Here is a 26,342-nt window from a genome sequence, read left to right on the forward strand (position 1 = left end):
AGCTCGGCCCAGGCCGGAGCTCAGCCCGGGTCCGAGCTCAGCCCAGGCCGCGGGAGTCCTGCTTCAGAGCCGTGTCGACCGTCAGGGCCGTGGCCACGACCAGGCTCAGGAGGGGGTCGGGGAGTTGGTAGTGGACCTGGAGGACGTAGTTGTCCGCCGTCGTGAACAGGGTCTTGGCGAGGCCTTCCCAGGTCTTGGTGATCCGGGCGACCTCGTTGTCCGCGTGGTCGACGATCGCGAAGTTCCAGGCCCGCCAGTTCTCCGCCTTGATCGCTCCTATCCGCTGCCCGTTCGCGTTCATCGCGAAGTTGATCTTCCCGAAGACGTTCTGCTGGACGATCTCGCCGACCTGCTGCCCGTCGGGACGCGTGACGATCACCCGTGACTTGAGGAACTTCCGCGGCCGGGTCAGCAGCAGCACGGGCTGCCCGTAGGCGTCCCGGATCTCCAGCTTGTGCGTCAGGAACTGGTCGACGCTCGCGAGGAAGCGCAGCACCTTCCGCAGCGCGCTCTGCCCGACCTGGACGACCGAACCGAGCTGGTTGCCCTGCTGGTCCATGACCTTGTACTCGTTGGTCAGCTCGATCAGCTTGGCCTTCTGGTTCACCACCAGCACCGGCTCGCTGAACAGCGTCCCGCCGCCGGAGCCGCCCGCCACGACCCCGGCCTGCTGCTGCACCTGGCGCTGCACCCGCGGGTCGGGACCGGCGGGCTGCGCCGGCACCTGCGGCAGAGGCTGGGGCTGGGGCTGGGGCTGAGCGTGGGACTGAGGGTGGGGCTGATGCTGGGGCTGGGCCGGCGCCTGGCCCACGGGGTGAGCCGGCGCCTGCGCCACGGCCTGGGCCTGGGCCTGCGCCGGGGCCTGGGCCTGCGCCTGCTGGTCGGCGTGGGTGTGCTCCGTCCAGCGGGAGCCGTCCCAGTAGCGCAGGGTCTGCGCCGCCCCGTGCGGATCCGGGTACCAACCTGCAGGTGTGTTCGAATGCGTGGTCACCGGGGCACACTACCCCGGCCCCACCCGGACCTGACCAGCCCCCACGATGCGGTGTTCACCGGCCTTTTACCCTCCCATTGCGTTCATTCCGTCGCGATGGCCGGGTCGCTGACGCCGGGCCGCCCGTTCTCCACGTGGCCGGCGAACCGCCGCCGGAAGGAGGGGTCGGCGACCGAGGTGACGGTGAGGTCGTACCAACGCCGGCTCGCCCTCAGGTCGACGGTCCGCTTCAGGACGGCCCCGACCCGCACCCGCACCGTCGTCGTCCGCCCGCCGTAGCCGTCCGCCACCTTCAACTCGGCCGTGTGGGAGCCCCTGTTGGTGAAGGTCAGCTCAAGACCGTCGCCCACATGACGGGCGACGACCTCCGGTCCTGCCGTCGCCCCGGGGCCCTGGAAGACGCGCAGGAAGCCGTTGGGCCCGTGCACGGTCAGATCGTGGGAGCCGCCGGAGTACGCGGAGTTCCAGGTGTCGGAGATCTTCTTGCCGGCCTCGGCGGTGTAGTTCCAGGGCCCGTCGCCCCGGTTGCCGGACGTGACCAGGAACGCGGCGCCGGCCTTCGCCCCCGAGGCGAAGGTCAGCGTCAGCGTGCCGGCCGCAGGGTCGGCCGAACCGTCCACGGCCGGCGCGTACTTGAGCGGACGGGTGCGGCGCAGGCCGGGCTCCTGCCGGGGCAGGACGCCCTCGGCGGGCGGGGTGGGCCGGTAGTCGGGGTGACGCTCGCGGTCCGGGGGCTCGTAGGCGTCGGTGTCGGGCAGCGCGACCGGCCCTGCGTCCTTGCGGGAGAAGTCGAAGGCCGAGGTCAGATCACCGCAGACGGCGCGCCGCCAGGGCGAGATGTTCGGCTCGCGCACACCGAAGCGGCGCTCCATGAACCGGACGATCGAGGTGTGGTCGAGCGTCTCGGAGCAGACGTAACCGCCCTTGCTCCAGGGGGAGATGACGAGCATCGGGACGCGCGGTCCGAGCCCGTAGGGGCCGGCGACATGGGTCGGGCTGCCCGGGAACAGGTCCAGGGTGACGTCGACGGTGGAGCGGCCCCGGTCGGCGGAGGCGGGCGGCAGCGGCGGCACCAGGTGGTCGAAGAAGCCGTCGTTCTCGTCGTAGGTGATGAACAGGGCCGTCTTCGCCCACACCGCCGGGTTGGAGGTGAGCGCGTCCAGAACCTGCGCGATGTACCACGCGCCGTAGTTGGAGGGCCAGTTGGAGTGCTCGGAGAACGCTTCCGGGGCGGCGATATAGGAGACCTGCGGCAGCTTGCCCGCCTTGACGTCGGCGCGCAGCAGATCGAAGTAGCCGTCGCCGTTCTTGACGTCGGTGCCGGTGCGGGCCTTGTCGTAGAGGGGGTCGCCGGGCCGGGCGTTGCGGTACTTGTTGAAGTACAGCAGGGAGTTGTCGCCGTAGTTGCCGCGGTAGGCGTCCTGGATCCAGCCCCAGGAGCCCTTGGCGTCGAGGCCGTCGCCGATGTCCTGGTAGATCTTCCAGGAGACGCCCGCCTTCTCCAGGCGCTCGGGGTAGGTCGTCCAGTCGTAGCCGAGTTCGTCGTTCCCCATGACGGGTCCGCCGCCCCGGCCGTCGTTTCCGGTGTGGCCGGTCCACATGTAGTAGCGGTTGGGGTCGGTGGAGCCGATGAAGGAGCAGTGATAGGCGTCGCAGACGGTGAACCGGTCGGCGAGGGCGTAGTGGAAGGGGATGTCCTCGCGGGTCAGATAGGCCATGGTCGTGGTGCCCTTGGCGGGGACCCAGCGGTCGTAACGGCCGCCGTTGTAGGCGGCTTGGCCGTCGGGCCAGCTGTGCGGCAGGCCTTCGAGGAACTGCATGCCGAGGTCGTCGGCGGTCGGGTGGAAGGGCAGCACGTCCTTGGCGTCACCCGAGGCGCTGTTCGGCTGGTGCCACACCGGTCTGCCGTCGGCGAGCGTGACCGGATGGGGGTCGCCGAAGCCGCGTACGCCCCTGAGCGTGCCGAAGTAGTGGTCGAACGAGCGGTTCTCCTGCATCAGGACGACGATGTGCTCGACGTCCTCGATGGTGCCCGTGCGGTGGTGGGCGGGGAGGGCGGCGGCACGCTCGATGCTGCTCGACAGGGCGCTGAACGCCGTGGTGGCGCCCGCGATCTGGAGGAATCTGCGCCGGTTGACGTCGGACATGGCTGGGGGACCTCCCGGTGGGCGACGGAATGCGCGCGCAAGGAGTGTTCCAACTCCGCCCGGAACGCGGGGGAAGAGCCGGGTGGCGTCCGCGTGAAGCTCGACGGTACGGGGGGTGCGGGCGGGGCGGGCGGGAAGTCCGCCGGACGACCGAGAACCCCCGCCCGCCTCGCGAGGCTCAAGAGCCGCCGCAACAAACGGATTACAGCACCTCGGTGCCGTACATCTCCCCCAGCGGGTCGGCGATGAGCTCGATGCGGGCGCCGTCGGGGTCGCGGAAGTAGACGGACACCTCGCTGTGCACGACGTGGTCGACGCCCGCCTCGGCGAGCTTGTCGACGAGCCGGCGCCAGCGGTCGGGCTCGACGGAGATGGCCATGTGGTGCAGTCCGCCCAGCACTTCGGCGTAGGGGCCGACGTCGAGGCCGGGGAAGTCGAAGAAGGCGAGCAGGTTGCCGTTGCCGATGTCGAAGAAGAAGTGGGAGGAGCCGGGATAGTCCCGGTTCTCGATCAGCTCGGTCAGCGGGAACTCCAGCAGGTCCTGGTAGAAGCGCACGGTCCGCTCGACGTCGCCGCTGATCAGGGCGGTGTGGTGGAGCCCCCGGGCGGACGAGGCGGGACGTGATCCGCTCGGCCGCAGATGGCGGTCCCGGATCCGCTGCCGCTGCGCCTCGAGGGCCGAACGGTCGGGCTGCGCTTCTTCCTTCGGCGTGGACATCTGACTCCTCGGGTGGCGACGCGGGTGGGTCCCCGCGGGATCAGCATCGCAGAAACCAATCGTCTCGGACCCCGTGACCAGGCGGTTCGCCAAATGCCTTCCGCGAGGCGGAAGCGGTGTTGCGGCACGGTGACGCCCTTCCGGACGATGCCACCACCGCAGACAGACGGGAGCCGCATCCATGCCGCACACGACCGCCTTCGCCAGGAACCAGTGGTACGTCGCCGCCTACAGTCACGAGGTCGGGCGTGAGCTGCTCGGCCGGACGATCCTCGGTGAGCCGCTCGTCTTCTACCGCACCGAGGGCGAGGGTACGCCGGTCGCGCTGCACGACCGCTGTGTGCACCGCCGCTACCCGCTGTCGGAGAGCGGTCTCGACGGCGACCGGATCGTGTGCGGCTACCACGGCTTCACGTACGACACGACCGGCGCGTGCGTGTACGTGCCGGGGCAGAAACGCATCCCGCGCACCGCGCGGGTCGCCTCGTACCCGGTGGTGGAGCAGGACTCCCTGATCTGGGTGTGGATCGGCGACCCCGCGCTCGCCGACCCGCAGGGCATCCCGCGCGCCCGTCACCTCGACTCCCCCGGCTGGACCACCGTGCGCGGGATGGAGCCCATCGACGCCGACTACGGGCTGCTCGTCGACAACCTGCTCGACCTGTCCCACGAGACCTATCTGCACGGCGGGTACATCGGCACCCCCGAGGTCGCCGAGACGCCGATCACCACCGAGGTGGACGAGGGCGCGGGCATCGTGCGGGTGAGCCGGCACATGGACGACGCCGAGTGCCCGCCGTTCTACGCCCGCTCGACGGGCATAGACAGCCGGATCACCCGCTGGCAGGACATCGAGTACCACGCGCCCTGCCTCTATCTGCTGCACAGCCGGGTCGCCCCGGTGGGCGTGCTGCCCGAGGCGGACGGCAGCGACCCGGGCGGCTTCCACACCGAGGTGACCTACGCGATCACCCCGTCGACCGACGGGAAGGTGTACGACTTCTGGATGGTCTCGCGGGACTGGGCGACGGACGACGACGAGGTCACCGAGTTCCTGCGGGCCAACAACCACACGGTGGTCATGCAGGACGTCGACGCGCTCAACCTGCTCCAGCGGACGCTCGGCACCGAGCGCACCGGCTACCAGGAGCTGAGCATCAACATCGACACCGGCGGCCTGGCCGCGCGCCGTATCCTCGCCCGGCTGGTCGAGGAGGGCGACAAGCCGGTGGAGCGGGTGCTGTGAGCAGCCCGACGGGCGAGATCTACCGCATCGACTGGCTGCCGGGCACCGACGTCCTGCACGGCACCTGTCACTGCGGCGCCGAGCACGCGTCCCAGGACCCGATCGAGATGTGGGAGTGGATGCTCGGCCACCCCGACGGCCACCACCCCGAAGGCCATCACCCCGAAGGCCACCGCCCGGAAGCCGGGGCAGGAGGGAGCGACTCATGACGACCGTGACCACGGCGACGACCTCGACGAGCGCCACGGCGGCCACGACAACTACGTCGGCCACGTCGGCCACTGCCGTGTACGAGGCCGAACTCGTCGTCGCCGAGGCGGAGTCGGCGGCCGACGGCGTCCTCGCGCTCACCCTGCGCCACCCGCTGGGCGAGCCGCTGCCCGGCTGGGAGCCGGGCGCGCACGTCGATCTCGTCCTCGGTCCGGAGCTGGAGCGCCAGTACTCGCTGTGCGGCGACCCGGCGGACCGGGACGCATGGCGGGTCGCGGTGCTGCGGGAGCCGGCCGGGCGCGGCGGATCCGCCTACGTCCACGAGCGGTTGAGGCCGGGGCACCGGGTGCGGGTGCGCGGTCCGCGCAACCACTTCGCCCTGCGGCCGGCACCCCGCTACCGCTTCATCGCGGGCGGCATCGGCATCACCCCGATCCTCCCGATGCTCGCGGCGGCCGAGGCGGCGGGCGCCGAGTGGACCCTGCTCTACGGCGGACGCTCCCGCGACTCCATGGCGTTCGCCGAGGAGTTGGCGCGCTACGGCGACCGGGTCACGCTCGCCCCGCAGGACGAGTGCGGGCTGCTCGACCTCGGGGCCGTGCTGGACGGGCTGCCCGAGGGGGCGTTGGTGTACTGCTGCGGTCCGGGCGCGCTGCTCGACGCGGTCGAGGACCGGTGTCCGTCCGGGGCGTTGCACGTCGAACGGTTCCAGCCCAAGGAGCAACCGGTCGGCGAGGACGGGGAGTTCGAGGTCGAGTTGGCGCAGAGCGGCCGTACGGTGTCCGTCGCGGCGGGAGTCTCCGTGCTGGACGCCGTCCGCTCCGCCGGGGTCGAGGTGCTGTTCTCCTGCTCCGAGGGGACGTGCGGCACCTGTGAGACCGACGTGCTGGAGGGCACCCCGGACCACCGCGACTCGGTGCTGAGCCCGCAGGAGCGGGAGGCCGGGGAGACGATGATGATCTGCGTGTCGCGGTGCCGGGGGAAGCGACTGGTCCTGGATCTCTAGGCACGCGCCGGGCCCGCTGGAGTGACGGCCCGCCCGGGCGCCGTCGGCGACCTGAACGCCGGCGGTGCCCGGTCAGGCCTCGGGGGCGGGAACCACGCTGAGGTGTCCCGCGGTGCGGCGGGGGCGGCGGGCCCTGCGGGGCGCGGGCGCGGGGGCCTCGCGCAGCACCATCGTCAGCCGGGTGTACCCCATGTCCTCGAGGGTCCTCGGCGTCTCGTCGACGATACGGCACCGGGTGGCGCCCCAGCGAGGGTCGGGGTGGAACAGGGAGCGGACGGCTCCGTCGTGTTCGACGGCGTCCGCGCCGACCGCGCGGACCCAGTGCGGCAGGCCCTGCCGGTAGGCGGCCTCCATGATCGGGTCCTGGGCGATGTCACGGCGGATCGCCTGGAGCGCGGGGTCGTGGCCGTATCGTTCGAGTGCCGCCGCGAGTTGGGCCAGCATCGGCAGGCACCAGCTCGCCTCGTGGTCGCCGAGGACCGCGGCCGCGTCGGGGTGGAAGAGGACGAACCGGAGGAAGTTGTCGTCCGGAAGGGCCGTCGGGTGCGGGCTCACGTCCCGGAAAAGTGTCCGGAAAGCTGTGTTGGCGAGGACGACGTCCCAGCGGTGGTCCAGTACGACGGACGGGAAGGAGACGGCTTCCAAGTAGGCGTCGTAGTCCTGGAGATAGGCCTGGGCCTGAGGACTCTCGGGGACGGGCCGCGGTGCCGGCCGCTGCCCTCCTGCCTGATATGCCATCGGGAGGTCACCCCTCTTGCCTCTGCCGCCTTCAAGCGGCGCCCCGATCCTGGTGCCCCGACGCGAGGCGTGTCAACTATCGTGGCATTCGGCCGTCGTTGACGGCTGAAATAGGCCACAGTTGTGGCGATGTATGGATGTGAGTTCGAAGGACCCGCTACTCTCCGGTCAGTTCACGGCGATTCGCCTGTGCCTGTGAGAGGGTCGTGAGAGACGTAGGAGACCTGTCGGTGACGGATGGCTTCGAGGTTCCGGGCGCCACGGCGACGGTTCTGCTGTCGGCCGTCGTCTCACGTGTCGCCGCGCTCGCCGACCGGGTCGGCGTGCCGCACGCGGAGGTCTTCGACACCGGTCGGCTGTCCGTCGCCTCCGGGGTGCCCGAGTCGGTGGTCAAGGCCCTGCTGAGCGGCCGGCCGGCGGGCGAGCCGGACATCCAGGCCCGCTTCCTGCAACGTCTGGACCTGCTGCGCCGCACCCGGCTCAAGCCCAACGGGCGCAGATACACCCAGCAGGAGATCGCCGACGGCGCCGGCATGTCCCGGCAGCAGGCGGGCGCCCTCATCAACGGCGACCGCCGTCCCACGATGGAGCACTGCGACGCCATCCAGCGGTTCTTCCATGTGCACGCCGGCTTCCTGACGGCGGAGGACCCCGAGGCGCTCGCCGGCGCCCTCCAGCGCACCGAGCAGGAGCTGCTCCAGAAGCTCGCCGCGCGGGAGGCGGCCGCTGCCGCCGAGGACCCCTTGGAGCGGCTGCTCCAGGACCACGGGGTGCGCGGGATCGCCTGGCGGGCCGCGCAGCTGCCCACCGACCAGCACCGCGACAAGGTCGCCGAGTGGCTGGACATGCTCTTGGAGAGCGTGAAGCGGCCCGAGTCGTGATCCGGGGGAGAACTGTGGGCATCAGCAAGGACATGCGCCGCCTGTGCGACGAGCTGGTCGCGGAGCTGACCCTCCCGGCCCCCGCCGCCCCGGCCGACCTGTACACCGCCCTGTGCGACGGCATGAGCAGACGCCGTGGCCGTCCCGTCCACTTCCGTACGGCCCCCTTCCCGCCGGGCACGGCCAGCGGGCTGTGGCTCGACATGGCCGACCAGGATCTCGTCGTCGTCGAGGAACGCACCGCGCCCGACCACCAGTTGGTGATCCTCGGGCACGAGCTGTGGCACATGAAGGCCGGGCATTGCAGTCATCACGTCGAGGGCGCCGCCGTTGCGGCCCGTTTACTCAACGACGGGGCCGACCTCCAGGCGACGGTCAGGAAGGTGGCCGCGCGCACGCGCTTCGACGAGGCCGACGAACGGGACGCCGAACGCTTCGGCCTGCTGCTGGCCAGCAAGTGCCGCACCTGGCTGGTGGGTTCCCAGCCCCGCGGCCGCGGCCAGCGCGACCACCTGGCCGGCCGCATCGAGGCGGCCCTCGGCTACCTGGGCCCCCAGGACCGCGGCGCGAACTGAGCGTCGGCCCGGCCCCCCGTCACCGGCGTCGAGCGACCGGCGTCCCGTCACCGGCGCGCCTGCGCAGCGGGGCTCGGTGCGCCGCAGACGGGCGTGCCGAGCCCCGCGTCCGCGACGTGATCCGCCGGACAGGCCCCAAGCGGGCGAACCGATGCGGGGCGGAGCCGGATTGTCAGTGGGGGGCGGCAAGCTGGAGGGTGCGTCGCCGCGCGGTGGCGTGCGCGCCGTCCGGCGCGGAGGAGTCGACGCCGACACGGGGAGAGCCGACCGATGCCCACTGCCGTACTGACCGACCGCGAGCGCACCGCCGTCCAGGCCTACCTGCGGCTGCTGCACACCGTCCGAGCCGCCTTCGGCGAGGAGACCTCCGACCCGCCGCACGCCCGCCGTCCCCCGGTGGTCCCGCCCGCCGTCCTGGCCGAGGCGGAACAGGCGCTGGCCGAGGCGGGGCTGACGGGCAACGAGGAGGAGTTCTTCCGTCTGCTCCGGCACTGGTGTCCGCCGTCGTGACGGGCTACCGGCTCGCGGCGGGCGGCGGCACCGTGACCGCCGTCGCCGCCAGACCGCGCCCCACCGTCCAGCGGCCGTCGAAGTGCGTGAGCCGCCGCTCCCCGACCAGCGGGCCGGGGACGAGGAGACGGGCCCGGAACGTGCCCCGGGGCTCGGCGCCCGTCGTGGGGCCGGCGTCGATGTCGATGTCGGCCTCGTTGAAGTCGAGCCACTTCCGGGTGAGGGGGAACCACGCCTTGTAGACGGACTCCTTCGCGCTGAACAGCAGCCGGTCCCAGTGGATCCCGGGGCGGTCCGCGGCCAGCCTGCGCAGGCGTTCGGTCTCCGCCGGCAGGGCGACGGCGGCCAGCACGCCTTCGGGCAGCGGTTCGTGCGGTTCGGCGTCGATGCCGAGGGAGGCCAGCTCGGTCGCCCGGACGAGGGCCGCGGCGCCGTAGTCCTCGCAGTGGGTCATGCTGCCGGTCAGCCCGTCCGGCCACCGGGGCGCGCCGCGCTCGCCGGGCAGCACCGGCTGCGCCGGCACGCCGAGCTTCTCCATGGCGCGCCGGGCGCAGGAGCGTACGACGGTGAACTCGCGGCGGCGCTTGAGGACGGCGCGCGCGACGAGCGCCTCCTCCTCGGGGTACAGCGGCCCCTCGCCGAACTCCCGGACGCCTTCGTCGCCGTACGCCTCCACGACGACGACGGTGTCCGGGAGCAGCTTGTCGATCACGGGGCGTGGTCCTCACTCGGCAGGATCCGGCGCAGTCGGCCGGGCGGTCGCGGGCGGTCGCGCCACTCGCGGGGGTAGCCCACCGACACCTCCTCGAAGCGGACGCCTTCGTGCCAGGTGGTGCGGGGGATGTGCAGATGACCGTAGACCATGGTCGTCACGCGGAACCGGCGGTGCCAGTCCGCGGTGAGCCGGGTCCCGCACCACATGGCGAACTCGGGGTACCACAGGACGTCCGTGGGGTGCCGGTCCAGCGGGTAGTGGTTGACGAGGACCGTGGGCAGGTCGGCCGGGAGGGCGGCGAGCCGGCGTTCGGTCTCGGCGACGCGGGCCCGGCACCAGTCCTCGCGGGTCGGGTACGGGTCGGGGTGCAGCAGGTGCTCGTCGTTGCAGACGACGCCCGTGGCGTGCGCGTAGGCCAGGCCCTCGTCCTTGGTGGCGCAGCCGGCCGGCAGGAACGAGTAGTCGTACAAGAGGAACAGCGGGGCGACGGCGACCGGGCCGCCGGGGCCCTCCCACACCGGGTAGGGGTCCTCGGGGGTCGTCACGCCCAGCTCGCGGCAGACCTCGATCAGGTGCTCGTAGCGGGCGACGCCCCGCAGGGTGACGGGGTCCTCGGGGTGGGTCCACAGTTCGTGGTTGCCGGGCGCCCAGAGGACCTTGCGGAACCGGCCGGCGAGCGTGCGCAGCGCCCAGCGGATGTCGGCCACGCTCTCCGAGACGTCCCCGGCGACGAGCAGCCAGTCGTCGTCCGACTCCGGGACCATGCGCTCGACCAGTGCTCGGTTCTCCGGATAGCCGATGTGGAGATCGCTGATGGCCAGCAGCTGCCCGGCTCCACCGGCCGTCGCCGTCACCTCGCGCCCCCGCTCCGCTCGCCCTGTGCGCCGTGCCCGCCGGAAGACCGCACGACAGTCCATCCTTACCCGACCCGGCGTCCGCCGTGAACAAGATCGGAAAATCCGTAACATCCGCGTTGCACGCGGCACCCCTTCGAAGCCGTATGATCGCCCCAACACCACCGCCTCGAACCTCCCTTCGCGCAGGGCGGTTTGGTGTCCCTCCATTTCCCCTGCCCGGGCCGGGCCTGCTTCGCCCTGCCCGCGAACCCCGGAAGGCGGCCTGCATGGTCTCTCGCGTACGCGTCTGGCTCAACCGCACGTACGCGGAGAACGTGTTCTTCATGGATCAGCTGCGGAGAAATCCGAACGATCGCGCGGTCGAGATCCACGCCACGCACGGGGACGCGGACTCGCCCGTCCTGGCCGCCGCCGACACCGCCGACCTGGAGCCGGAGGGCCTGTCCCCCGCCGCGTACGTCGAGTTCGCGCTCGACCAGTGCGCGCGTCGCGGCATCGACGTGTTCGTGCCCCGGCTGCACCAGTCGGCGATCGTGGCGCACCGCGCCGACTTCGAGGCGGTCGGCACGGCGCTGCTGGCGCCGACGCCCGAGGCCGTCGCCGTCTTCCACGACAAGGTGATCGCCTACGAGGCGGTCCAGGCGATCGGCGTTCCGGTGCCGCCGTGGTGGCGGGTGCGGACGGCCGAGCAACTCGTCGCCGCTGTCGAGGAGTTGGAGGCCGGCGGCTATCGGGCGTGCTTCAAGCCGGCGTCCGGCGCGGGCGGTGTGGGCTTCCGCGTGATCACGCGTTCGCCGTTCTCGCTGACGCAGCTCAACGGGTTCCCCAGCTCCTACGTCCAGCTGGACACGGTCGTGGCGGCGCTGGAGCAGGCCGAGGAGCAGGTGGACTGGCTGGTGATGCCGCGCCTGGAGCAGCCCGAGGTGTCCGTGGACTGCCTCACCGGTCCCGACAACGTGCTCCGGATGGCCATCGGCCGCACCAAGAACGGCCGCCGCCGCGGGTTCACCCTCCAGGACCAGTGGCTGGAGCCGGCCCGGCGGATCGCCGAGGGCTTCGGGCTGCACTACCTGTCCAACATCCAGTTCCGGATGCTGGGCGAGCAGCCGGTCCTGATGGACGTCAACACGCGTCCCGCCGGTGGACTCCATCAGCTGTCGCTGTGCGGGGTGAACGCTCCGTGGGCGGCGGTGCAGCTGGCGCTGGGCGAGGACCCCGGGGAGATCGCCCCGCCGTTCCTCGGCCAGGACTACACGGTGGTGTCGGGACCGCGCCCGCTGCGCGCGGTGACGCTGCCGCACCAGCGCGTGGAGGACACGGAGGCGCTGCTCCCGGCGTTGCCGGCCCCGGCCCCCCAGCCGGAGCCCGAGCACACGGCCCAGCCCGCCCCGGCGACGCCCACGGCCCCGCCGGCGACGGCAGCCGCACCGGCCACGGCGTAGGACGGGGACGCCGGGCACGGCGTAGGACGGGGAGAAACCGCCGGGCACGGTGACCGGTGAGCCTCGCAGGGGCGCAGTGCGCCGCGCGCACCCGGGTGGCGCGCCCCGCGTCCGCACCGGGAAGGTTCCGAGGTCGGCCCGGCCCAGCCGTTTCGCCCGCCTGGAGCCCTTTCCTCTGCGTCTGCCGGAACTGTCCCGCGCGGCCTGCCCGCCGGTCTACGCTGGGGCGTCCGACGTGGCCCGGCGGTGGGCGGGCCAAGGAACGGGGGCGACATGGATCCGGTGTCCTTGATCCTCGGGGCGCTGGCCGCCGGGGCGGCGGGCGGCGCCGTCGAAGGGGTGCGGGAGTCGGCGAGCACGGCGGCGCGAGGGGCGTACGACCGGCTGCGCGCGGCGCTCGCGGGGCGCTTCGGCGGTGACCGGCGGGCCGAACGGGCGCTGGCGCGCTACGAGGCCGACCCGCGGGATCCGGCCGTGCGCGACGCGCTCGACGCCGAGCTGACGCGGACCGGAGCGGCCGAGGACCCCGAGGTGCTCGACGCGGCGGCGGCCCTGGTCCGGCTGTCCGCCGGGAGCCGCGTGGTGCAGAAGTACGGCCTCCAGGTCGACGGCGACGTCCACGGCCTGGCGCAGGGCGACCAGCAGCACGTCACGATGCATTTCGGCACGCCACCGCCCGGCACGCCGCCGCGCGGGGAATGACGGCTCCCGGCCCGCCCCGGACCACGGTCACCGCCGACGCCGTACAGGGGCTGGTCGTCGGTGACGGGAACGTCGTCCACCAGCACTTCCTGGGCGGCATCACCGGCCTGCCCACGGACTACGCCCAGCGCGTCGCGAACTTCCTCGTCGAGTACCTCGGGACCCCGGACCGGCCCGTGCCGTTCGGCGGGCGGCGCCGGGAGGCGGAGCTGCTCGACGCCTGGCTGGCCGACCCCGGCGCACCGCCCTGCCTGCTGCTGTGCGCGGGGGCCGGGCAGGGCAAGTCGGCCCTGCTGGCGCGCTGGTCGCGGGCCCTGCTCGCGCGGGGCGAGGCGGTGGCGTTCGTCCCGGCGAGCATCCGCTACCGCACCAACCTGGCCGGTGTCTTCTTCCCCGCGCTGGCCGCCCGCCTCGCCGGGTTCCACGGCGACGAGACGCCGTCGGACTCGCACGCCCCGGCCGAGGTGTGGCGCGGGATGGTCGCCGACTATCTGGCGCGTCCCCTGCCGGACGGACGCCGGCTGCTGGTCGTCCTGGACGGGCTGGACGAGGCGGCCGACTGGGAGGCCGGGGCGGACCTGCTGCCCGCCGCTCCGCCGCCGGGGCTGCGGGTGGTCGTCTCGGCCCGCACGACCGCCGCCGTGCCGACGGGCGCGGACTGGCTGCGCACGCTGGGCCTCGACGGTCCGGGCCGGGCGGTCTCGCTGCCCCTGTCCGGGCTGACCGAGGACGACGTCCTGCACCTGGTCGGCGCCGACGCGCCCGCTCTCGCCCGCGAGTTGCACCGCCTCAGCGGCGGCGACCCGCTGCTGCTCTCGCTCCACCTGCGCGACGGCAGACCCGACGACCTGACCGCGCTCGCGGCCACGCCGCCGGGGCTGGCGGGGTACTTCGACCGCTGGTGGGCGGAGCAGCGGCAGCTGTGGCGGGCCCAGTACGGCGCGTTCGACGCGCTGGAGGTCGAGCGCCGGGTCGGTGCGCTGCTGGCGCTGTTCTCCCGCGCCGCCGGACCGCTCGACCGCGACGACCTGACCGCCCTCGATCCGGAGCTGCCCCCGCACGCGATCACGGCCGCGCTGGCCCCGCTCACCCGTTTCCTCCTCGGCGACGGCCGCTCGTACGCCCTCGCGCACTCCCGGCTGGGCGAGTACTGGGCCGAACGGCACGTCGGCGCCGCCGAGTCCCGGCGACTGGACCGGCGGTTCGCCGCCTACGGCCTCGAGGTCGCGCGGGACCTGCGCGAGGGGAGCCTGACTCCGGCCGAGGCGTCGCCGTACGTCGTGCAGTACCTGTCCACGCACCTGGACCGGGTCGCCGCCGGCCCGGAGGACCGGCTTCCGCTCGTGCACGAGCGCTGGCGGCAGGCCTGGCAGTACGTCGAGGGCACGGACAGCGGCTTCCTTGCTGACGTACGGGCGTGCCGGCGGGCGCTGGGCGAGGCGAACGGGCGTGCGGTCGCCGAGGGGCGGAATGTGCCGTTCCTCGCAGCGGAGGTCCGGTGCGTCCTGACGGAGAACAGCGTCGTGGACCAGTCCCGCAACCTCTCGCCGGCACTGCTGTCCGCGCTGGTGGAGCGCGGTATGTGGAGCGCGGTGCAGGCTTTGGTGCACGCCCGGCGGATACCCGACCCCGATCCCCGGGCGCGGGCGCTGCTGGCCGTCGCGGAGCGGCTGCCGGAGGGGCGGCAGCGCCGGGAGGTGTGCGGGGAGGCGATCGCGGCGGCGGGCGGGGAGATCGCCGGCGGCCGCGACGCTCTCCAGGGTGAGGTACTGCCCCACGCGGCTCGGCTCGGGGCCGCCCGGGAGGCGTGGGAGGTCGCCCGGAACAGGTGCGGGCCTGTTCTCCCGACGATCCTCACCGGGCTCGCGCCGTACGCGGACGACGGGCTGCGCGCGGACGTGCGCCGCTGGGTGGAGGAGAACGTCGACGACCTCGCGGACTTCGAGGACACGCTCGACGTCGCCGGCCCTCACCACCACAGGTGGCCGCTGCTGGCGGGCTGCGCCCCGTTCCTATCCGAGGATCGTCGTCGCGCGCTCGAACGCCGGCTGTCCGACGCGGAGTGGTTTCCGTTCGGTTTCCGACCCCGTGTTCCCTCGGCGGAGACGTCCGCGCCCCCCTCGGCCGAGAAGCGGAAGGCGGCCGTCGAGCAGGCCTCCAAGTCCTTCGCGGACGCCATCGCGTACGACACCGCCGCCACCGACGAAGGCGCGCGGCCGGCCGATCACGCGGACGCGCTGATCGCCCTGGGCCCGTGGCTCCCCGACCGTCAGCACGCCCCGCTCGCAGACGCGGTGGTGGCCCTCCGCCACCCCTGGCCCCGCACGAATGCCCTCGCGGGCGTCCTCGCGCACGTGCGGGGCGAGCCGCGTGCGCGGCTGCTGGCCGCCGTCGAGCTTCTGCCGCTCCATCTGATGCGATGCAAGGCCTACCTCGCCGCGGCGGACAGCGAGGACCGGCCCGACCACCGCGCCCGGCACGCCGTGCGCGCGCTCCAGGAGGCTCACGCCTCGGGCAGCGAGGCGTACTGGCTGGACGCCCTGGAGCGGACGGGCGACGCGCTGCCCGATTCCGCCCTGCCCGGCCTGGTCGAGATCGCGGCCGCCTCGGAGTACGCGGTCGGCGCCCTGAGGTCGCTCATCGGCGTCCACATGCGCCGGGGCCGGACACGGGACGCGCTCGCCGTCGCGGCCCGGGTCCCCGAGGCGGAGGAGCGGCCCTGGCTGCTGCTGCCCCACTGCGACCGGCTCTCCGGAAACGAACTCCGGGATCTGGCGCGCGAGGTGGAGCGGTTCGCGGCGTGCGCGGAGCTGTGGTGGCTGGTCTCGCGGGTCCGCCAGGTGACGGCCGACCTCCCCCCGGACATCGTCGATCCCGCCTGCGCGGCGCTTCTCGCCCGGGGCGGGTCGGCCCTCGGGAACAAGGCGTCAGCGCTGCTCCTGGCGCGACGAAGTCCGGGTACGCCACTGCCGTTCGAGCTGCTCACCGTGTTGCGGGACCTCGGTGACGCCTCGTCCGACGAGGAGCAGCGGCAGGGGGCGCTGGTCGGACTTGTGAGAGCCGGACACACGGCGATGGCCCTCACCATGGTCGGCAACCATATGCGAGGCACGAAAACCCACCTCCGTTTCGTCGAGGCCGTCGTCACCCATGGCTCCGATGCGGACGTGGAAGCCGTGCTGGCGGAAGAACTGCCGCCCGCCGAAGCACGGCTGGAGGCGCTGGCGGCCCTGATCCCCCGAGCACCGGCCGAAGCCCTGCCCGGCTTGGGCGCGGCTGTCGGCCAGAACCGTTCCGACCGCTTCGCCTCTCCGGCCGCCTGCGCCCTGGCCCGCCGCCTGCTGGAAGAAGAGCAGCCCGAGAGGGCCCTCGCGTGCCTGCGGGACACCGAGTTCATCACTGGCGTCACGGCCACCGCCGAGGCAGTCGCGGACGTGCTCCCGCACGTCCCGCGGGAGGCGGTGGCCGCTTCGCTGGACTGGCTCGAAATCCTGTCGCGGCACACATACGAAGAGCAGGCGGCCCAGCGCCTCGCCACGGCTCTGCCGCCGGGCCTGGCCGAGGAGTTGCTCGCCCGTCTCCGGGACGGCTCCGACGGTCGGCAGGGCTGGAGGCCCGTCCCCGCGACCGTCGTGGCCGCGCTGCCGGCACCGCGCAGACAGCGGGCGGCGCTGGAGTCGTGGGCCGACCTGGAGGCCGACCCGAGGCCGGCCGACGGTCTCTTCCTCGCCGCCCCTCCCCTCGTGCGATGGCTGCCCGCCGAGCGACAGGACGCCGCCACGGCCTGGCTCCTGCGCCGCGCCCGGGAGACCGGGTCCGGATTCTTCTCGGACGCGGGCCGGGTGGAGCACCTGCTGCCCTTCCTCCACGACGACGACCTCGACGAAGCGGTACGTCACATCGTCCATTCCTCTTCCACCCAGGAGCGGACCGTCGCCGCCCTGGACGCCCGGCTCGCCGAGTCCGGCCGGGCCGGGCAGCTCAAGGACCGCCTCCCGGAGCTGGACCCTCGACTGAGGACGATCTTCCTCGTAGGGCTGTCGCAGCGAGCAGGCCCGGAAGAGGCCCAGGCGATGCTGCGCGATGCGCTGCGGACCGCGCAGCGCATCGGCGATCAGGAAACGGCCCTCACCGTGATGGCGGACACGGCCCGGCAGGCGATCGGAGAGCGCAGGCCTGCGCTGCTCGAACGATGCCTGCTCGCCTGTAGGCGGTCGCCTGCGGCATGGGAGAGCCCTGCCGTACTTGACGCGCTCGTACCGCAGTTGGGCCCCGAGGACCGCCGAGACCTGCTCGTGCGGGCCGCCGGCCACTGGGAGGCGGGGCACGCCCCGGACGGCCGCCTGCTGGAAACCGTGTTCCGGTTGATGGCCGAGCACGGGCACGCCCGACTCGCGCTGGAGAGACTCGCCTTGTCACCGCTGGGGCCCGGGTGGTCCACCGCGTTCTGCGGGGCCGTGTCGGCGCTCCCTGCGGCGCTGCTGCCCGAGGCGCACGCCCTCGCCGGGCGACAGCGGTCGGATGATGGGGTGTTGGCGTTCGTCGATGTGCTGCTGGCGCTGGCCGTACGGCTACCGGCACCCGAACGCGCGCCGCTGGTCGACGAGTTGCTGGATGTGCTCCCGCTTCTCCAGCCGGAGGAGATCGTCGCCGCCGCGCTGGCCGAACTGCCCGAGGTGACAAGGGAGCAGCGAGCAGCCATCGTCCGCCGGGTCACAGCCGATGCACACCTCTGGCGCCATGTCGGTGCGCTGGTGCATTTCGACCCGGGCGAACTCCTGGACTTGGTGCCGGGTGTGCTCAGGTTGTATTACGGCACGGCCGAACTCGCCCTGCGCGCTGTCGCGCAGCGGCTGCACGTCCTGGGCGAGACCGGACAAGCGATCGATCTTCTGCGGGCCCAACTGGCGGACGCAGCGTTCTGCCGGTCCGTCGTCGTCCTGTCGCCGATGACGACCGGTCCTCAACTCACCCGCCTCGTCCGAGCGGTTCTCGACTGCCCGCCCCACCCGGACCGCGACCGGGCGATCCGCTGCCTCGCCCCTCACGCGGACGCCGTCGACTGGAAGCGGCTCCGGGACGAACTCCCCTCCCTGGTCGGCGAGAACCGCGCCTTCCTGCTCGCCGAGGCGGCCCGCCGCAGCGCCGCCGGCGACGAGGCCTCCCGGTGGATGAAAGCGTGCTTGGACCAGGCAGAAGCGGACCTCGTGCCCGACGAACCCTTCATCCGCCATGCATGCGTTCCGCTGCTCGACCGCCTGAAGGACATGTTGCCGCCCGACCTGGTCGTCGACAAAGCACTGCCTCTACTGACCCACCCGGCCCGGGACGACGCCCCGCAACACCGGAACATGTTCCGCACGCTCGTCACCCCCCTGCCCCCGTCGCTCCAATACACCGCGTTGCGCCAGCTGTTGACGGCCTGCGAAGCCAAGTCCCGCGCCGAGACGCTCGCCTGGATCAGCGACCTGCTCCCCGTCCTGACCCGGCTGGGCGGCCCGGACACTCCCGAGCGGCTGTTCGACGTGGTCGAGGAGATCGCCGCCGCCTGGCCCTGACCCCCGAACCTCGGCCCCGGACCCCTCCCCCCTGGCGCGGAAAGTTTTTTTCCCGGGGGGTGTATCAGGGCGCGGAGTGCGTGCTCTAAACGGTGTAACGCCGAAGGCCCGCGGAGGACATCGGGGGATCACGGGGGAACGGGGGACCACGGGGGCCTCCGCGGGCGGGGAAGCGTTGCACGGCACAGGGACCAACGGGGGACGGGGATCGACGGGGGATCCCCGGGGGTATGGGGGATCGGGTCGGTCGGCCGCTGTCACGGGGAGCGGCCGGCCGGCCCGACGTCAGAACCGCCCCGACCCGCGGTACAACTCCAGCTCCCCGTCCAGCTCCACCGCCAGCACCGTGGCGTACGGGTCGAGGTCGGAGGCGGCCGGCGGGTCGATCCACAGCACGCCCACCGCCTCGTGCAGCCCGCCGACGACCCGGTGGGCCAGTTCCGTTCCGCTGCCGAGCACGGTGACTCTCCGGACGGGCGTGACGATCCCGCGGACGCCGATCTCGGCGCGCGGGGCGTCGAACAGGGTGAGGTAGAGCGTGCGGCGGTCGGCGGAGAGGGTGCTCGGCCCGTAGTGGTGCCCTGCGGGCAGCCCCCGTACCGTGCCGTACACGGCGTCCGCGTGCTTCGCGATCCACTCCCCCAGGCCCTCCAGCCGCTCGACCTGCGGCTGCGGGATGGTGCCGTCCTCCTTCGGTCCGACGTCGAGCAGCAGGTTGCCGCCCCCGCCGATGGTCTCGGTGAAGTAGCGGACGAGCTGGGCGAGCGACTTGTGGTTGTGGTCGTGGTGCTGGAAACCCCATGAGTCGTTGATCGTCAGGCACAGTTCCCAGGGGCCGTCCGGCGGGACGACGGGGGCGCCCTGTTCGGGGGTCGCGTAGTCGCCCTCGCCGAGCATGCGGGCGTTGAAGACGACGTCGGGACTGTACGAGCGGATGAGCGCGGCGAGTTCGGGGATGCGCCACTGCTCCTCGCTGCGGTCCCACTCGCCGTCGAACCACATCAGGTCGGGCCGGTGGCGGGAGGCCAGCTCGCGGATCTGCCCGTCGCGGTAGGCGATGAACCGTTCCCAGGCGTCCAGGTCCTCGTCCTCGGCCGCGCACTCGGAGTAGCGGTTGTCCTCCAACTCCGGTGGGCGGCCGGGCTTGCGGGTGGTGGCGTAGTCGGGGTGGTTCCAGTCGGAGTGCGAGTAGTAGAAGCCCACCTTCAGGTTCTTCTCGCGCAGGGCGTCGACGTAGCCGGAGACGTAGTCGCGGCCCAGGCTGAGGTCGCCGTGGGCGGTGTCCCACAGGGCGACGCCGTCGTGGTGGCGGGTGGTGAGCACGGCGTACCGGGCGCCGGCGCGCGCGAACAAATCGGCCCAGGAGCGCGGGTCGTAGCGGGCGCCGGTGAAGCGGTCGAGCTGGGACATGTATTGGTCGTGCGGCACGATGTCGTCGTAGAACGACCAGGACTCCTGGACGCCGTCGACGGCATAGATGCCCCAGTGGACGAAGATCCCCAACTTGGCGTCGGTGAACCAGGGTTGCATGGGCACGGCTGAACTCCCCTCCGCTATCGGCCGTCGGCGGCGCGTCCCAGACGGAGCGTCAGGATCTGGAAGGGGCGCAGGGCGACGAAGACGCCGCCGTCGCCGTCGGTGTCGGCGGTCTCCAGGGGGCGTTCCAGGAGGTCGGTGACATGGGCGCCGGCCAGCGGGAAGCCGGCGCGCAGGACGCCGGTGGCACGGCCGCCGCGGGACTCGTACAGGCGCACCACCACGTCTCCGGAACCGTCGTCGGCGAGCTTGACGGCCTCCACGGTGACGCCCTCTCCGCTGACGGAGACGACCGGCTCGGGCGCGCCGGCCGCGTCCGCCACCCGCAGCGGCAGGTTGAGGGAGTAGCCCTCGGCGACCGCGTCCTCGATGCTCGCGCCCGGCAGCAGGGAGTAGGTGAAGCGGTGGCGGCCCTGGTCGGCCTCGGGGTCCGGGACGCGCGGGGCGCGCACCAGGCTGAGCCGTACGGTGGTCGTCGTGCCGCCGTCCTCGCGGACCGTGCGGGAGACGTCGTGGCCGTACGTCGAGTCGTTGATGACGGCGACGCCGTAGCCGGGTTCGCCGATGTGCACCCAGCGGTGGCCGGAGACCTCGAAACGGGCCGCCTCCCAGCTGGTGTTGGTGTGGGTGGGGCGCTGGACGTGGCCGAACTGGATCTCGGCGGAGGAGTGCGGCGCGCGGATGTCGACCGGGAAGCCCGCCTTGAGGATCTTCTCCGCCTCGTGCCAGTCGATGTCGGTCTCGAAGTCGATGCGGGGGCTGCCGGCGCGGACGGTGACGGTCTGGGTGATCGTGGAGCCCTTGCCGAAGGAACGGATCACGCGGATCGCGCCGATCAGCGGGTCCTCCTCGACGACGGTCACCGAGTCGGCGTCCAGGAGGTCCGTGTAGCGGTTCTTGTAGTGCTTGTCGATATCCCAGGCGTCCCAGTAGTTCGGCAGGTCGGTGTGCAGGCGGAGCAGGTTGCCCTGTTCGGCGAGGACTTCGCGGCCGGAGCGCAGGTCGAACACGGAGGACAGGGTGCCGTCCTCCGCGATCTCCACCCGCACCAGGCCGTTGTCGAGGACGCGGCCGGTGACCTTGACCGGCTGCGGCGGATCGGCGTCGGTGAGCGGCGCGCTGCCGCCGGCCGGCACCTCCGCGTACGCGGGCACGCCGTCGGCCGTGCGGACCACCTCGGCGCGGTCGTAGGGGCTGGTGTTGAACACGCGGGCGCCGCCGGCGCCGAGCGCGGCGATCGCCTGCGCGGTCAGCTCCTCCAACTCCACTGCCACGCGGGCGTATTCGGCTTCCGCCTCGCGGTGCACCCAGGCGATGGAGGAGCCGGGCAGGATGTCGTGGAACTGGTGCAGCAGGACCGTCTTCCAGAGCCGGTCGAGCTTCTCGTACGGGTAGGCGTAGCCGGGGGCGTGCAGTGCGGCCGTCGTGGCCCACAACTCGGCCTCGCGGAGCCGGTGTTCGCTGCGGCGGTTGCCCTGCTTGGTGCGGGCCTGGGAGGTGTAGGTGGCGCGGTGCAGCTCCAGGTAGAGCTCGCCGACCCAGACGGGGGCGTCCGGGTACTCCTCGCGGGCCTTGGCGAAGAACGCGTCGGGGTGTTCGACGACGACCTTGGCGGAGCCCTCCAGGTCGGCGAGCCTGCGCGCCCGTTCCATGATCTCGCGGGTGGGGCCGCCGCCGCCGTCGCCCCAGCCGAACGGGGCGAGCGAGCGGGTGCCGGCGCCCTTCTCGGAGTAGTTGCGGACGGCGCGGGCCAACTCCTCCCCGCTGAAGCGGGCGTTGTAGGTGTCGACGGGCGGGAAGTGGGTGAAGATGCGGGTGCCGTCGATGCCCTCCCACCAGAAGGTGTGGTGGGGGAACTTGTTGGTCTGGTTCCAGGAGATCTTCTGGGTGAGGAACCAGTCGTTGCCGGCGAGCTTCGCCAGCTGCGGGTAGGCGGCGGTGTAGCCGAAGGAGTCCGGCAGCCAGACGCCCTTGGTCTCGACGCCGAAGTGCTCGATGAAGAACCGCTTGCCGTGGACGAGTTGGCGGGCGATGGCCTCGCCGCCGGGCAGGTTGCCGTCGGCCTCGACCCACATGCCGCCGACCGGCGCCCACTGGCCCTTCTTCACCGACTCCTGGATGCGGGCCCACACATGGGGGTAGTTGTCGCGCACCCACTCGTACTGCTGGGCCTGGGAGCAGGCGAAGATGAAGTCGTCGTACTCCTCGGCCAGCGACGTCACGTTGGAGAAGGTGCGGGACGTCTTGCGCTTGGTCTCGCGGATGGGCCACAGCCAGGCGGAGTCGATGTGGGCGTGGCCGACGCCGGAGAGGGTGTGCGCGCTGGCGTGGGCGGGCTTGGCGAGGACGGGGGCGAGCACCGCGCGGACGGCGGCGGCGCTGCCGGAGACGTCGTCCAGGTCGAGGGCGTCCAGGGCCCGGTCCAGGGCGTGCAGGATCTCGTGCCGGCGGGGCTCGTGCTCGCCGAGGTGGACCATCAGCTCGCGCAGGACCTGGAGGTCCAGGTCGAGGTGCCAGACCTCCTCGTCGAGGACGGCGAGGTCGGCGCGGCGGAAGGTGTACAGCGGGCGGTCGCCGGCCGTGAGCACGTCGCCGAGCTGCGTCGGCCCGGAGAAGTCGCCCGCGAGGATGTCGGGGTTGGAGGCCGCCTCGACCAGGTAGTCGATGCGCTCGCCGCCCGCCGCGGGGTGGGCGACGGGCACGTACTGGTTGAGCGGGTTGACGGCCTTGAGGGGCCGGCCGTCGGGCAGGTGGACGAGCGCCTCGGCCTGGTTGCCGGGCCAGTCGCCGACGAAGCCGAGGTCGATGACCGTCTCGACGCGCTTGCCCGCCCACTCGGCGGGGACCTGTCCGCCCATCCGGAACCAGGTGGTGCCCCAGGGCGGCCCCCACGGGGTGTCCATCGCGAAGGGCTCGTACGGCGCCCCCGCGGCCTCCTCGAACGGGACCGGCTCCCCCGGCGCCTGCCAGGCCTCCACGGTGAGGGGGACGGTGGCCGCGTAGATCGCGGGCTTGATGCGCTGAGTGTGGAGGCGCTCGGCGCGCTCCTCGATCCGGCGGCGTTCGTCGTGCATGAGAGGTCTCCAGGGAGGGAGCGGGGCGAGCGGGGAAAGCGGCGGCCAAGCGAGATGAAAGCGCTTTCCGGACGGGGAGCCTACTTCAGGTACGCGAGGCCGGGGTGGACTTCGGCGTAGCCCTCGACCAGCCTGCGGGCCACGTTGACCGAGTCGACGAGCGGGTGCAGCGCGAAGGCCTTGACCGCCGTCGCCCGCGCGCCGGACTCGGCGGCGGCCAGCACCTCGCGTTCGACCGCCTTCACCGCGCAGACCAGGCCGGTGGCGTGGTCGGGCAGCGGGTCCGCCGCGACGGGGTGCGCCCCGTTGGCGTCGACCAGGCAGGGGACCTCGATGACGGCCTCGGAGTCGAGCACGGACAGCGTGCTGCGGTTGCGGACGTTGAGGATCAGGGTGGTGCGCTCGTCGCGGGCGATGGCCCGCATCAGCGCCAGGGCGACCTTCTCGTAGCCGCCGGACAGGTCGTCGGCGTCGCGTTCGCCCGCGCCGGCCGTCTCCCGGTTCTCGGCCATGTAGGTGGCCTCGCGCTCGGCGCGGGTGCGGTCCCAGGCCGTGAGGGCCGAGGCGTCCGGCTTGCGCGTCTCCTCGTAGAAGTGGGCCTGCTGGTCGCGCAGGAAGGCGCCGCGGGTCCTGTCGGCCTGCTGGTAGGCGCGGACGGCTTCCCGGTTGAAGTAGTAGTAGTGCAGGTACTCGTTGGGGATCGCGCCGAGGGACTGGAGCCAGTCGACGCCGAAGAGCTTGCCCTCCTCGAAGGAGCCGAGCAGGTCGGGGTCGGCGAGCAGGCGGGGCAGCTCGTCGCGGCCGGCCACGCGCAGGCCGCGCACCCAGCCGAGGTGGTTGAGGCCGACGTAGTCGATCCACGCCTCGCGCGGGTCCGCGCCCAGCACGCGGGCGATACGGCGGCCGAGGCCCACCGGCGAGTCGCAGATGCCGATCACGCGGTCGCCGAGGTGGCGGGACATGGCCTCGGTGACCAGTCCGGCCGGGTTGGTGAAGTTGATGACCCAGGCGTCGGGGGCGAGGCGGGCGACCCGGCGGGCGATGTCGACGGCGACGGGGACCGTGCGCAGTCCGTAGGCGATGCCGCCCGCGCCGACCGTCTCCTGGCCGAGGACGCCCTCGGCCAGGGCGACGCGCTCGTCGTTCGCCCGTCCCTCCAGACCGCCGACGCGGATTGCGGAGAACACGAAGTCGGCGCCGCGCAGCGCCTCGTCGAGGTCGGTGGTGGCGGTCACCGAGGGGGCGTCCGGCGCCCCGGCGGCCTGCTCGGCCAGCACGCGGGCGACGGCGTCCAGCCGGCTGCCGTCCAGATCGTGCAGGACGACCTCGGTCACCCGCCCCTCGCCGCGGTCCGCGAGCAGCGCCCCGTAGACCAGCGGCACCCGGAATCCGCCGCCGCCCAGAATCGTCAGTTTCACGCTTGAACCTTTCCTGCCACGACCACCTCGACGCCCGCCTCCTCCAGCGAGGAACGGGTCACCGGGTCGACCGGCGCGTTCGTCACCACCACGTTCAGGTCCTCGGGACCGCAGACCTTCGCCATCCCGGTACCCGGGAACTTCGCCGCGTCGGCGAGCAGGACGGCCTTGTCGCTCGCTTTGATCATGGCTCGCTTGACCGGCACCTCGACGACCGTCGTGTCCATCACCTGCCCGCCGGGGCGCACTCCGCTGGTGCCGAGGAAGAGCCAGTCGGCGTGCAGCTGGCGCAGGTTGTCCTCGGTGAGGAAGCCGACCAGGGAGCGGTACTCGCGGCGGACCATGCCGCCGAGCAGGACCAGCTCGATGTCCTCGTCGTCGGCGAGCTCCTCGTAGACCACCAGGTTGCTGGTGATCACGGTGAGCCGGCGGCCGTGCAGCTGGCGGGCCAGCCGGTAGGCGGTGGTGCCGATGTCGAGCAACACCGACTGTCCGTCCGCCACCATGGCCGCCGCGTGCGCGGCTATGGCGTCCTTCTCGGGCACCCGCACCTCGGCGACCTCGGCAAAGGGCTGGTCGCCCTCGTCGACGACGGCGCCGCCGTGCACCCGCGTCAGCAGGCCGTCCTCCTCCAGTCTGACCAGGTCGCGCCTGATGGTGGCGGGGCTCACACCCAGTTGTTCGGAGAGATCGGTCACGGCTGCGGGGCCGCCGGAGCGCAGGGCCCGCAGGATGAGTTGGTGTCGTCGTTCTGCCAGCACGCCATGAACACTACTCGTCATCTTCAATCATTTCTATGCTCACTTCTGCTCGGCTCTTGACCAATCCCCCGGAGCGGCGCACGATTCCGGTCACGAAATGAAGAAGTTTGACGAGCGCCGGTTCTGACGAGCGCTCGTGCTGGCGAGCCCCTGTGCTGACGAGCCCGGACGAGAGGACGTTCCCGTGGACGACGACCGGCCCGACGTGCTGCTGACCGGGCTGCTCTTCTACGACCTCGTCCTCACCGGGCTGGGGAAGCCGCCGACCCCGGGCGAGGAAGTGTGGACGGCCGGCATGGGCTGCGGCCCCGGCGGCATCGCCAATCTCGCGGTCGCCGCCTCCCGCTTCGGTCTGCGGACCTCGCTGGCCACCGTCTTCGGCGACGACTTCTACGGCGGCCACTGCCGGGAGGTCCTCGCCGGCCAGGAGGGCGTCGACCTCTCGCTCTCCCGTACGGCGGACGGCTGGCCCACCCCCGTCACCGTGGCCCTCGCCCACGGCCACGACCGGGCCCTCGTCACCCACGGCCAGGAGCCGCCGTACTCGCAGGACGTCCTGATGGGCGACCCGCCGGAGGCGCGCACGGCGCTGGTGCACATCGAGGCAGAACCGCGCGCGTGGCTCGGCAAGGCCGCCGCGAACGGCACCCAGATCTACGCCGACGTCGGCTGGGACCCCACCCAGCAGTGGTCCCGCGACCTCCTCGACCAGCTCGCCCTGTGCCACGCCTTCCTCCCCAACGAGGCGGAGGCGATGGCCTACACGCGCACGGACTCCGCGGTCGCCGCCCTCGGCACGCTCTGCGAGCTGGTGCCGGTGGCCGTGGTGACGCGCGGCGGGGACGGCGCGCTCGCCGTCGACCAGACGACCGGCGAGTACGCGGAGGTCCCGGCCCTGGACGTCGACGTCCTGGACGCGACGGGCGCCGGGGACGTCTTCGGCGCGAGCTTCGTCGCGGCCTCGCTCGGCGGCTGGCCGTTGGAGCAGCGGCTGCGGTTCGCGGTACTGGCCGCCGGGCTGTCCGTCCGCCACCACGGGGGCGCGCTGGCGGCGCCCGGCTGGTACGGCGTGGACCGCTGGTGGCGCTCGCTGACCGACCCCGACCTCAAGCGGGCGTACGGCTTCCTGGCGGACCGCCTCCCGGCCGACCCCGGCCCCGCCGTCCGCCACGCCCCCGTCACCCCGCCCGCACCCCGTACCTGACCCGTCACCCCGTCCCGCCGCCCGACCCGTCCCTGACCCGTCACGGCGGTCCG

The 26,342-nt window shown here is 72.7% G+C and carries 20 protein-coding genes; 10 read left to right on the plus strand and 10 right to left on the minus strand.

The genetic code is table 11. From position 1 onward, the window contains the following. Positions 1–37: 37 nt before the first annotated feature. The 3 genes from ACFYX4_RS13195 to ACFYX4_RS13205 all read right to left on the minus strand — a co-directional run bounded on the left by ACFYX4_RS13195 (position 38) and on the right by ACFYX4_RS13205 (position 3,856). Positions 38–991 carry a phospholipid scramblase-related protein gene (locus ACFYX4_RS13195; RefSeq protein ID WP_389330678.1) on the minus strand — a complete coding sequence of 318 codons (954 nt, stop codon included), beginning with the start codon at positions 989–991 and terminating at the stop codon, positions 38–40. Positions 992–1,074: 83 nt separating this feature from the next. Continuing rightward, on the minus strand, positions 1,075–3,138 hold the full coding sequence (locus ACFYX4_RS13200) for a phosphocholine-specific phospholipase C (RefSeq protein WP_389330681.1): 2,064 nt from the start codon (positions 3,136–3,138) through the stop codon (positions 1,075–1,077). 202 nt (positions 3,139–3,340) lie between these two features. Next, entirely contained in the window at positions 3,341–3,856 is a 516-nt protein-coding gene (locus ACFYX4_RS13205) for a VOC family protein (RefSeq protein WP_389330684.1), read from the minus strand. 181 nt (positions 3,857–4,037) lie between these two features. On the opposite strand from ACFYX4_RS13205, the gene ACFYX4_RS13210 reads away from it, so the two are divergent. From ACFYX4_RS13210 to ACFYX4_RS13220, 3 genes are read left to right on the plus strand one after another with little or no spacing between them, the layout of a single operon-like run. Further along, positions 4,038–5,102 carry a Rieske 2Fe-2S domain-containing protein gene (locus tag ACFYX4_RS13210; RefSeq protein WP_389330687.1) on the plus strand — a complete coding sequence of 355 codons (1,065 nt, stop codon included), beginning with the start codon at positions 4,038–4,040 and terminating at the stop codon, positions 5,100–5,102. Next, positions 5,099–5,311: a hypothetical protein gene (locus tag ACFYX4_RS13215; protein WP_389330690.1), complete on the plus strand. Its 213-nt coding sequence runs from the start codon at positions 5,099–5,101 to the stop codon at positions 5,309–5,311. The genes ACFYX4_RS13210 and ACFYX4_RS13215 overlap by 4 nt, the downstream gene beginning before the upstream one ends. Beyond that, on the plus strand, positions 5,308–6,318 hold the full coding sequence (locus tag ACFYX4_RS13220; protein ID WP_389330693.1) for a PDR/VanB family oxidoreductase: 1,011 nt from the start codon (positions 5,308–5,310) through the stop codon (positions 6,316–6,318). Before ACFYX4_RS13215 ends, ACFYX4_RS13220 begins: the two co-directional genes overlap by 4 nt. 72 nt (positions 6,319–6,390) lie before the next feature. Here the strand turns inward: ACFYX4_RS13220 and ACFYX4_RS13225 are convergent, their stop codons facing one another. After that, on the minus strand, positions 6,391–7,056 hold the full coding sequence (locus ACFYX4_RS13225) for a hypothetical protein (RefSeq protein ID WP_389330696.1): 666 nt from the start codon (positions 7,054–7,056) through the stop codon (positions 6,391–6,393). A gap of 230 nt (positions 7,057–7,286) precedes the next feature. Here ACFYX4_RS13225 and ACFYX4_RS13230 point away from each other — a divergent pair, with 230 nt between their 5' ends. The 3 genes from ACFYX4_RS13230 (at position 7,287) to ACFYX4_RS13240 (ending at position 9,022) form a co-directional block, all read left to right on the plus strand. Further along, entirely contained in the window at positions 7,287–7,937 is a 651-nt protein-coding gene (locus tag ACFYX4_RS13230; protein WP_389330699.1) for a helix-turn-helix domain-containing protein, read from the plus strand. 32 nt (positions 7,938–7,969) lie between these two features. Continuing rightward, on the plus strand, positions 7,970–8,512 hold the full coding sequence (locus tag ACFYX4_RS13235; RefSeq protein WP_389331707.1) for a toxin-antitoxin system, toxin component: 543 nt from the start codon (positions 7,970–7,972) through the stop codon (positions 8,510–8,512). 270 nt (positions 8,513–8,782) lie between these two features. Beyond that, positions 8,783–9,022 carry a hypothetical protein gene (locus ACFYX4_RS13240; protein ID WP_389330702.1) on the plus strand — a complete coding sequence of 80 codons (240 nt, stop codon included), beginning with the start codon at positions 8,783–8,785 and terminating at the stop codon, positions 9,020–9,022. A 4-nt stretch (positions 9,023–9,026) separates the two neighbouring features. On the opposite strand, the gene ACFYX4_RS13245 is transcribed toward ACFYX4_RS13240, so the two are convergent. After that, a complete protein-coding gene (locus tag ACFYX4_RS13245) occupies positions 9,027–9,734 on the minus strand; it encodes a 4'-phosphopantetheinyl transferase (protein ID WP_389330704.1) in 708 nt (235 codons plus the stop codon). Further along, a complete protein-coding gene (locus ACFYX4_RS13250; protein WP_389330707.1) occupies positions 9,731–10,591 on the minus strand; it encodes a metallophosphoesterase family protein in 861 nt (286 codons plus the stop codon). The genes ACFYX4_RS13245 and ACFYX4_RS13250 overlap by 4 nt, the downstream gene beginning before the upstream one ends. Positions 10,592–10,860: 269 nt before the next feature. Here ACFYX4_RS13250 and ACFYX4_RS13255 point away from each other — a divergent pair, with 269 nt between their 5' ends. From ACFYX4_RS13255 to ACFYX4_RS13265, 3 genes are all read left to right on the plus strand, one after another. Beyond that, a complete protein-coding gene (locus tag ACFYX4_RS13255; RefSeq protein WP_389330710.1) occupies positions 10,861–12,036 on the plus strand; it encodes an ATP-grasp domain-containing protein in 1,176 nt (391 codons plus the stop codon). A 273-nt stretch (positions 12,037–12,309) separates the two neighbouring features. Beyond that, positions 12,310–12,738, plus strand: a complete 429-nt coding sequence (locus tag ACFYX4_RS13260; RefSeq protein ID WP_389330713.1) for a hypothetical protein — start codon at positions 12,310–12,312, stop codon at positions 12,736–12,738. Further along, positions 12,735–18,296 carry a hypothetical protein gene (locus tag ACFYX4_RS13265; RefSeq protein ID WP_389330716.1) on the plus strand — a complete coding sequence of 1,854 codons (5,562 nt, stop codon included), beginning with the start codon at positions 12,735–12,737 and terminating at the stop codon, positions 18,294–18,296. The genes ACFYX4_RS13260 and ACFYX4_RS13265 overlap by 4 nt, the downstream gene beginning before the upstream one ends. Before the next feature lie 285 nt (positions 18,297–18,581). On the opposite strand, the gene ACFYX4_RS13270 is transcribed toward ACFYX4_RS13265, so the two are convergent. The 4 genes from ACFYX4_RS13270 to ACFYX4_RS13285 all read right to left on the minus strand — a co-directional run bounded on the left by ACFYX4_RS13270 (position 18,582) and on the right by ACFYX4_RS13285 (position 25,085). Further along, entirely contained in the window at positions 18,582–19,853 is a 1,272-nt protein-coding gene (locus ACFYX4_RS13270; RefSeq protein ID WP_389331710.1) for an alpha-L-fucosidase, read from the minus strand. Next, positions 19,850–22,906, minus strand: coding sequence for an alpha-mannosidase (locus tag ACFYX4_RS13275; protein ID WP_389330719.1), 3,057 nt, complete (start codon positions 22,904–22,906; stop codon positions 19,850–19,852). The genes ACFYX4_RS13270 and ACFYX4_RS13275 overlap by 4 nt, the downstream gene beginning before the upstream one ends. A gap of 80 nt (positions 22,907–22,986) precedes the next feature. Further along, on the minus strand, positions 22,987–24,324 hold the full coding sequence (locus ACFYX4_RS13280; protein WP_389330722.1) for a 6-phospho-beta-glucosidase: 1,338 nt from the start codon (positions 24,322–24,324) through the stop codon (positions 22,987–22,989). Beyond that, on the minus strand, positions 24,321–25,085 hold the full coding sequence (locus ACFYX4_RS13285; RefSeq protein WP_389330725.1) for a DeoR/GlpR family DNA-binding transcription regulator: 765 nt from the start codon (positions 25,083–25,085) through the stop codon (positions 24,321–24,323). The genes ACFYX4_RS13280 and ACFYX4_RS13285 overlap by 4 nt, the downstream gene beginning before the upstream one ends. 184 nt (positions 25,086–25,269) lie before the next feature. On the opposite strand from ACFYX4_RS13285, the gene ACFYX4_RS13290 reads away from it, so the two are divergent. Next, positions 25,270–26,289: a carbohydrate kinase family protein gene (locus ACFYX4_RS13290; protein ID WP_389330728.1), complete on the plus strand. Its 1,020-nt coding sequence runs from the start codon at positions 25,270–25,272 to the stop codon at positions 26,287–26,289. Positions 26,290–26,342: the final 53 nt, after the last annotated feature.

The sequence above is a fragment of the Streptomyces sp. NPDC002328 genome (genome assembly GCF_042890065.1).
Taxonomy (GTDB): Bacteria; Actinomycetota; Actinomycetes; order Streptomycetales; family Streptomycetaceae; genus Streptomyces.

What these genes read in the sequence shown, in the direction of transcription:
- ACFYX4_RS13200 (WP_389330681.1), bottom strand. Translation starts at nt 3,138, where the DNA reads ATGTCCGACGTCAACCGGCGCAGATTCCTCCAGATCGCGGGCGCCACC.
- ACFYX4_RS13205 (WP_389330684.1), bottom strand. Translation starts at nt 3,856, where the DNA reads ATGTCCACGCCGAAGGAAGAAGCGCAGCCCGACCGTTCGGCCCTCGAG.
- ACFYX4_RS13210 (WP_389330687.1), top strand. Translation starts at nt 4,038, where the DNA reads ATGCCGCACACGACCGCCTTCGCCAGGAACCAGTGGTACGTCGCCGCC.
- ACFYX4_RS13220 (WP_389330693.1), top strand. Translation starts at nt 5,308, where the DNA reads ATGACGACCGTGACCACGGCGACGACCTCGACGAGCGCCACGGCGGCC.
- ACFYX4_RS13225 (WP_389330696.1), bottom strand. Translation starts at nt 7,056, where the DNA reads ATGGCATATCAGGCAGGAGGGCAGCGGCCGGCACCGCGGCCCGTCCCC.
- ACFYX4_RS13235 (WP_389331707.1), top strand. Translation starts at nt 7,970, where the DNA reads ATGCGCCGCCTGTGCGACGAGCTGGTCGCGGAGCTGACCCTCCCGGCC.
- ACFYX4_RS13240 (WP_389330702.1), top strand. Translation starts at nt 8,783, where the DNA reads ATGCCCACTGCCGTACTGACCGACCGCGAGCGCACCGCCGTCCAGGCC.
- ACFYX4_RS13255 (WP_389330710.1), top strand. Translation starts at nt 10,861, where the DNA reads ATGGTCTCTCGCGTACGCGTCTGGCTCAACCGCACGTACGCGGAGAAC.
- ACFYX4_RS13260 (WP_389330713.1), top strand. Translation starts at nt 12,310, where the DNA reads ATGGATCCGGTGTCCTTGATCCTCGGGGCGCTGGCCGCCGGGGCGGCG.
- ACFYX4_RS13265 (WP_389330716.1), top strand. Translation starts at nt 12,735, where the DNA reads ATGACGGCTCCCGGCCCGCCCCGGACCACGGTCACCGCCGACGCCGTA.
- ACFYX4_RS13275 (WP_389330719.1), bottom strand. Translation starts at nt 22,906, where the DNA reads ATGCACGACGAACGCCGCCGGATCGAGGAGCGCGCCGAGCGCCTCCAC.